Here is a 7,028-nt window from a genome sequence, read left to right as displayed (position 1 = left end):
CATATCGGTTATATGGTAAGACCAAGTGAACGAGGTAAGGGTTACGGAAAGTTATTTTTAGCTGAACTGCTAAAAGCTGCAAAGCAAATGGGGATAGAAGAGATATTAGTAACATGTGATGATACCAATACACGATCAAGAAAAGTTATTGAGAGCAACAATGGTGTGTTAGAAGRGATAAAGAATGGGATTTGTAAGTATTGGATTAATCATTAATCATGGACGAATTATGAGATCATCAATCTTGTTTAATAATTAAAGTGAAAATATATAGTTGGCCAGAAAATACATTACTTTATAAGTGGGTGAGCAGTATGGATTTATCAGTCATACGTATGGCACGTGAAGCTGCAATAGCGGCAGCATATGAAGCTGGAAGATTACTTCGTGAACGGTTCGGAACGCTTACACAGTATGATGAAAAAGATATCCACGGTGATATCGTAACTGAAGTCGATCATATGGCGGAAGCGATTATTTTACATAAAATAAAACTGCTGTTCCCCAATCATCGAATTAGATCGGAAGAATGTGGAGATAACGYGATTCAAAGCGACTGGATGTGGCTCGTCGATCCTCTGGATGGGACGAATAACTTTGCTATTGGGCTGCCGCTATTTGCAGTATCTATTACTTTAATATACAAACGTGTACCTGTACTTGCTGTCATTTATGAGCCAATAACAGACCGCCTATATTCGACAATTGCAACGGAGGGTGCTAGCTGTAACAACGCAGCTATTTCAATGAATAAAGCGAAGCCTTTTGTTAAAGCAAGGGTTGGCTGGATTCAAGGGCATAGTGTGCAAAATGATCCGAACGCTGTAAAGCTGCGTCAGTATATTGATTTGAATACAAAGAGAATGATGCGTTTGTGGGCACCCACTCTACAGTGGTGTRTGTTAGCTAGAGGGGACCTGGATGGTATCATATTGTACAACTCGGAGGGAGAAGATCTCTATTCGGGGGTACTGATGGTGCAGGAAGCTGGGGGAATTGTTATTGATTATGAAGGACGTCCGTTCTCTGGAATGATCGAGCAGCCGTATTTGATTGCTTGTCATGCTGATCATAAAGATTATTTTCTACAAATGGTTAAGGATGGACTTCAATAATGTCTTTACATAATATGAAGCGTTTCCTCATTATAGGATCTGCAGGAGCAGGAAAGTCCACATTTACGAAGCAACTGAATAGCATATTGAATATTCCGGTGATACATTTAGATCGCTATTATTGGCAGCCAAATTGGATAGCAACGCCAAATGAGGAATGGGATGAACTAATACGCAAGTTCACTGCTAAAGACGAGTGGATCATGGATGGAAATTATTCGAGAACGCTGGATCTGCGGCTGGAGCGCGCGGATGCTGTGATTTTTATGGATATGCCTCGGCTGCTCTGTATTTATGGTGTGCTGAAAAGAAGAGTTCAATATAATGGACGCACAAGAGTCGATCTGAATGAGCAGTGCCCTGAACAGCTTGACGGTTCATTCATTCGATTCATTTGGAACTTTAAGCACCGTAATAGACCTGCAATTATGAAGAAGCTTGAGCAATTCGATAAGCAGAAGGAGATATATATCATACGGTCTCGCAAAGAAGCAAGATCGCTGCTTAAACAGCTGCAGGAGCAGGTTGAAAGCATACAATAGAACCATTTTACATACAAGAAATGCGGAGGGTTTGCAGAATATGGTCGTTGTAACCACACATATCGAGATCGATGCACCTATTGAAAAATGCTTTGATATAGCACGTAATATCGATATCCATACTCAGACAGTATGGAAACATACGAAGGAGAGAGCCGTAGCAGGTGTTACATACGGAACTATTAAAGGCGGAGAGCTCGTCACATTTGAGGCTGCGCATTTCGGAGTTAGACAGAGACTTACATCTAAGATTTCTGAATACGATGCACCATATTTGTTTGTTGATGAGATGCAGAAGGGTGCTTTTAAGAGCTTAAGGCATGTACATGAATTTCAGGCAACAGATAAAGGTACGATCATGACTGATACTTTATATTTTGAAGCTCCATTAGGCGTTCTCGGATGGATTGCAGAGCGGCTTGTATTGAAGTTTTATATGAAAAAGTTTCTAGAGCATCGTAATCAGCAGCTTAAAATTGTTGCTGAGCGAAGTAAGTGAACAGCTCAGTACCAGCTAATCTCAAGTTATTGACTAAGGGCGAGAATATGGATGAATTAATAATACGTCAATATCTACGATCAGACGCTGATGCAATTATAGCTAACTATGAATTTATCGAAAAGAGGGATGAAAAAATGGATGCATCGACTGAAGTATTTATTAATCCTGTCCTGCGTATCCTGACTTACAATATTCATCATGGTGTAGGAAACGATAACATTTTAAATTTACCTCGAATTGCTGAAGTTATTAATAGCTTGAATCCAGACATAGTGGCCTTGCAAGAGGTAGATATTAATGTCCCTAGAAGCGGTAACGTAGATCAAGCTTCGAAACTGGCGGAATGGACTGGAATGAATGTAATTTTCGGTAAGGCAATAGATCTCACCGGCGGCGAATACGGCATGGCGTTGCTCTCTCGTTATGCAATTGCCTATTCTGAAGTAACTTTACTGCCGATAATAGACGGAGATGAGCAGCGTATTGTGTTAACGGTAAAGATTGAACCCGAGAACGGATTTCCTGAGTTTACGTTCTCCGGCACACATCTAGAATGGATCCCGAAGAGTATGCAGGCAGCACAAGTAAATAAGATTATTGAACTTTACGGTACAGCCTCCCCTTACATTTTGGCTGGTGATTTGAACGCAACTCCGGAGACAGATACGATCAAGACTTTTACGAGTAAGTGGATAGACGCTACTGCAGGTATTACGGATTGGACCCATGAAGATGACGGTAAGATTGATTACATCATGTACGGAAACAAGAATCAATGGCGTATAGTTAGCTCGCAAGTCATTAAGGAAGATGTAGCTTCTGATCACAGACCAGTTTTTTCAGTTCTAGAATGGATTGGTTCTTAGCGCAACAGTCGCTGTATAAGAGAACTTATAATAAAATAACTGAAACTGAAGGGAAGACAAGCATGGCAAACCCAAACACGAATTGGCTAAAAGACGCAAAGTATGGTATTTCACATCACTTTATATCCAACTACATTAACCGCGTAATAAGCAATCCTGAGGAACAATGGATGGATTCAGAGAGCTGGAATGACTTAATCAACGGCTTTGATGTCGACAATTATGTTAAGCAAGTTGTGGAATCAGGTGCAGGCTTTGTTTTGCTAACCTTGGGACAAAACAGTGGCTATCATCTTTCGCCAAACGCGACTTATGACCAATTAGCAGGATTAAAGCCTGGTGAGAGATGTTCTTTGCGGGACTTACCTTTGGAGATTGCCGATGCCTTAGAGCCGCACGGAATAAAACTAATGTTATATCTTCCAGCAAATCCGCCACACTCCGCTCATAAAGAAGAAGGTGATTATGCGATTACAAAGTCGTTTGATTTTTCGCTCGGTACAGACGGACCTCCATCTCAGATTACCATACAAAAGTGGCAGGAAGTTATTCGAGAATGGTCGGATCGTTATGGCAGCAAGGTAGCTGGCTGGTGGTTTGATGGATTGTTCCCATATTTGGTGAAGGGGACTTACGATGATTTGACAAATCTATATAACTATAAGACATTKGCTGATGCAGCTAGGTCAGGTAATCCAAATAGAATCATTACATTTAATCCAGGGGTTGAGCTGACCAACGCTACCTATACCGAATATGAGGATTTCTCGGCAGGTGAAACGAATCAATTGGGTCATATTCCGCTGAACGGTAGATGGGTCGATCAGGGTGAACGAATTCAATATTTCATTTTTACGTTTCTTGGGGCGAATGATCCTAATTGGGCTGGCTGGGGAAATAAAGGAGTTAACTATGACACGAATGAACTTGTTAACTGGGTTAAGGCTGTTACTGACAACGAAGGCGTAGTTTGTATGGACGTCAAAGTAAACAGATTCGGGAAACTGGATCCTAATCAATTGAGTCAATTGCGTGATATTAAAGAGACTATACGAGAATAGTGGAAGGCTGTAACTCTTTTGTTGAAAGTGTTAGATATTAGGGTGAATAGAGTAAAATTTAAAGCAGGGTTATTCTTAAGGTAGTCTAAGTGGCTGCTTTAAGGATAGCCCTTCCATTCATAAACCACCATTCCACTAATCCTACATGAGCCGACGTGTTTTTGCTAGCGTCATGTCATTAATTGTTCTCATTTAAAAAAGTGTTTGTTTCCAATCCCAAGGATTTTATTTTCATGTTTACTTTCACTTCAATCTCCGCTTTCACGAACTCCTCATTCCATGTTTCTTTGACTTTTTTGAAGCTTTTGTRATCTTGCCTATTCATGACTTCTCCGAAGCCAAATATATCGGATTTATATTTCTTTTGAACGTTTTCAATGGTGCCTGTTATTCCATTCTCCACCTGTTTTTCAAATTAGGTTTTGAAATCTTTCATTTGTTTCTAATTTCCTCATGTCATCGTTACATTGTGTACCTTCTAATTTTCCTTCTAAGGTAACAAAAATTTTTATAATTGGCTTATCATTTTTGTAGTGAGCCATTTCATATAAGGTGTCCTTTGTAATGTAAAGAAAGTCCGTAAAAAAACGGACTTTCTTGACTGCCTGGTCTGTGGAAGGTCGTGTATAAATTATATTAATTGCAGTATTCTATAAATTTAATCCCAGCTTTTTAGCGTTATCTTGAATAAGCTCAACTAAAGTTTGTTCCTCTGTTTCAGGATAGTTTCTAAGTTCAATATGATTGCTGTTCGCAAGCTTTGCAATTTCTTCTCCTTGCGGAAAATGGTAGTTGTCAATGACTAGAGCGGGCTTTAAAGCTGCCAGCTCTGCCGCTTGTGACGGTGTTACTTCAGCCGGTCCAAATTCACCAACCACTTCATATCCCATGGACTTAGCCACAGGCACCATATAGGCTTGAACTACTACTCGCTTCGCTTCAGAGTCAAGTTTAGCGGATTCGGCAAGAATGGCTTCGAATGTGCTGTCAATCTCTTCCAACGCTCTGTTTGCTGTGTTGGTTGTTCCCATCTGTTCCGCAAGAGAGCTAATTTGTTCATTTAACATCTCTGGAGAATTCTCTGTGACGATCACAAATCGATCTGCTTCCGGCACATCCGCCGATTCTAATATTTTCTTCATGAATGGCTCGTATTCCGAGTAGAGAACCATATCTGATTCATTTACCTTCTGGATATCACTTGGTTTAAAATCATATTCATTTGGGTGTTTCATGTCCACGGGAGCAAGAATAGTGATATTGTCCAAACCAGCTGTTTTAGCAATCAGAGCTGTCCAGCTTGTAGACGCTACAACGTTATGTCCTCCTGCGCTGCTATGATTATGTTCATGGCTTACGTCTTCTCCATTCRTCCCCAAAGAACAACCTGTAAAAATAACAGAGCTTGTTAGCAGTGCAAGCATAGGTGTGGCTAATTTTAATTTCCAATTGCGTTCTTTCATCAGTAAATAACCTCCAGAAAATTTCATTTTTTGGTATATAAATAGCAAATGCTTAAGAGCAGTACGCCAGTCATTGTAATGGATGCACTAGTAGGTAAATTCAACAACAAGGAAAGTAAGTATCCTCCAACCGCTGTCAGCATTCCAAACAATGAAGATAAGAATAGAAGCTGCTTATAAGATTGGGCTATTCTTGATGCAGCCATCGCTGGCAGGAGCAGCAGTGCGTCAATCAGTAGTGCGCCGACCAGTTTCATTGCGATTCCAATTGCAATGCCAGTAAGAAAGAGAAGGGTATTGCGAATGGTTGTTACAGGTACTCCAAGCCATTGTGCTTGCTCCGAATCATGTAGGACCAATTGAATTTCTCTATAGCAGCATACAAACAGAACCACAATAATAAAACTGATGGAACATAAGATCCAAATATCTAACGATGTTAATGTAAGGATGCTGCCAGCAAACAGTCCAAATACTTCCATGGCGGGAATGCCACCAACATGGAAGAGCATTAATGCAGCGGCCAAGGAGCCCGTCATTAAGAAAGCTCCTGTTATTGCAGGCTCCAATTTAATCTTTGAGGATAGAGGACCGAATAAAATGGATCCAACAAGGATAGCAAGCATAGCTCCCCACATCGGTTTGGCACCAATGAGTAAGCCGAATGCGCCTCCTAGAAGGGCAAGGTGCATAAGAGCAAACCTAACAACTGTGAGCTGAAATTGGATAACGACTATCCCTATGAGAGATAAGCACCCACCTGCGATGAGACAGGCTAATAGTGCCCGTTGGAACAATGGGATTTGCAAATAGTCTAATAGTGTCATTGTCGTCCACTGACTTCTGTCATTTGTCCATCATTGATTAGACAAATACGGTCTACCACGTTATCCGTTTCTTCCAGCAGATGAGTAATCATAAGGGTGAGTAGGTGAGGTGAACGCTGTCTGCATTGTTCAATTAGAGAATACAGAAGCTCTCGTGATTTCGGATCTAGATGAGTGCTAGGTTCATCCAACAACAAGATATCAGGTTCTCTGATTAAAGCACGCGCTATATTCATTCTTTGACGCTGTCCCCCTGACAGCTGTCTGCAATCTTTGTCAGTCAAGTCACCGAGGCCTACATAATCTAACCATGTGGCTGCCTTCTCTTTATCCACGATAGATGGACGTTTCCAATAAGAAAAAGAAGTTCCCCAGTTGCCCAACATCACTGATTCAATAACAGTAATTGGGAGCTTTCCTTCTTTAATGCTTTGAGGTACGAAACCGATTTTTCTCTGGGCTAAGCGAATATCATGTTTGCTCTCCAAAATACGATCACCAATCTTCATACTTCCTTCAATTAAAGGGAGAACGCCAAGAATGACTCGAAACAGCGTTGTTTTCCCTGCTCCGTTAGACCCGGTAATGGCTACAAGCTCACCTTTAAATGCTTTAAAGCTCAATTGATGGAGTATTGGGTTAGGACCGTAAC

Annotated in this window: 10 protein-coding genes; 6 read left to right on the top strand and 4 right to left on the bottom strand. The window is 40.9% G+C overall.

Features of this window, described 5'->3' with window-relative positions:
• The 6 genes from AC1DWN_RS24055 to AC1DWN_RS24030 form a co-directional block, all read left to right on the top strand.
• Window positions 1-216: GNAT family N-acetyltransferase (locus AC1DWN_RS24055; protein WP_477561425.1), on the top strand; the 216-nt coding region annotated here is incomplete at its 5' end.
• Window positions 217-314: 98 nt separating this feature from the next.
• Window positions 315-1,115: an inositol monophosphatase family protein gene (locus tag AC1DWN_RS24050; RefSeq protein WP_477561424.1), complete on the top strand. Its 801-nt coding sequence runs from the start codon at window positions 315-317 to the stop codon at window positions 1,113-1,115.
• On the top strand, window positions 1,115-1,657 hold the full coding sequence (locus AC1DWN_RS24045) for a DNA topology modulation protein (protein ID WP_477561423.1): 543 nt from the start codon (window positions 1,115-1,117) through the stop codon (window positions 1,655-1,657). The genes AC1DWN_RS24050 and AC1DWN_RS24045 overlap by 1 nt, the downstream gene beginning before the upstream one ends.
• Before the next feature lie 40 nt (window positions 1,658-1,697).
• Entirely contained in the window at window positions 1,698-2,156 is a 459-nt protein-coding gene (locus tag AC1DWN_RS24040) for an SRPBCC family protein (RefSeq protein WP_477561422.1), read from the top strand.
• A gap of 47 nt (window positions 2,157-2,203) precedes the next feature.
• Window positions 2,204-3,025, top strand: a complete 822-nt coding sequence (locus AC1DWN_RS24035; RefSeq protein WP_477561421.1) for an endonuclease/exonuclease/phosphatase family protein — start codon at window positions 2,204-2,206, stop codon at window positions 3,023-3,025.
• A gap of 62 nt (window positions 3,026-3,087) precedes the next feature.
• Window positions 3,088-4,086: a hypothetical protein gene (locus AC1DWN_RS24030; RefSeq protein ID WP_477561420.1), complete on the top strand. Its 999-nt coding sequence runs from the start codon at window positions 3,088-3,090 to the stop codon at window positions 4,084-4,086.
• A gap of 178 nt (window positions 4,087-4,264) precedes the next feature.
• On the opposite strand, the gene AC1DWN_RS24025 is transcribed toward AC1DWN_RS24030, so the two are convergent.
• From AC1DWN_RS24025 to AC1DWN_RS24010, 4 genes are all read right to left on the bottom strand, one after another.
• Complete coding sequence (locus AC1DWN_RS24025; RefSeq protein ID WP_477561419.1) at window positions 4,265-4,489, bottom strand: Ger(x)C family spore germination C-terminal domain-containing protein; 225 nt, start codon at window positions 4,487-4,489, stop codon at window positions 4,265-4,267.
• 247 nt (window positions 4,490-4,736) lie between these two features.
• Window positions 4,737-5,549 (bottom strand): metal ABC transporter solute-binding protein, Zn/Mn family, encoded by an 813-nt coding sequence (locus AC1DWN_RS24020; protein ID WP_477561418.1) that lies wholly within the window; start codon window positions 5,547-5,549, stop codon window positions 4,737-4,739.
• 23 nt (window positions 5,550-5,572) lie between these two features.
• Window positions 5,573-6,376, bottom strand: a complete 804-nt coding sequence (locus AC1DWN_RS24015) for a metal ABC transporter permease (RefSeq protein WP_477561417.1) — start codon at window positions 6,374-6,376, stop codon at window positions 5,573-5,575.
• Window positions 6,373-7,028: metal ABC transporter ATP-binding protein (locus tag AC1DWN_RS24010; protein WP_477561416.1), on the bottom strand; the 656-nt coding region annotated here is incomplete at its 5' end. The genes AC1DWN_RS24015 and AC1DWN_RS24010, both read right to left, overlap by 4 nt.

Source organism: Paenibacillus sp. P4_A7 (assembly GCF_056402455.1).
Note: the sequence above shows the minus strand (reverse complement) of the source record. Positions and strands in the feature narration are given on the sequence as shown.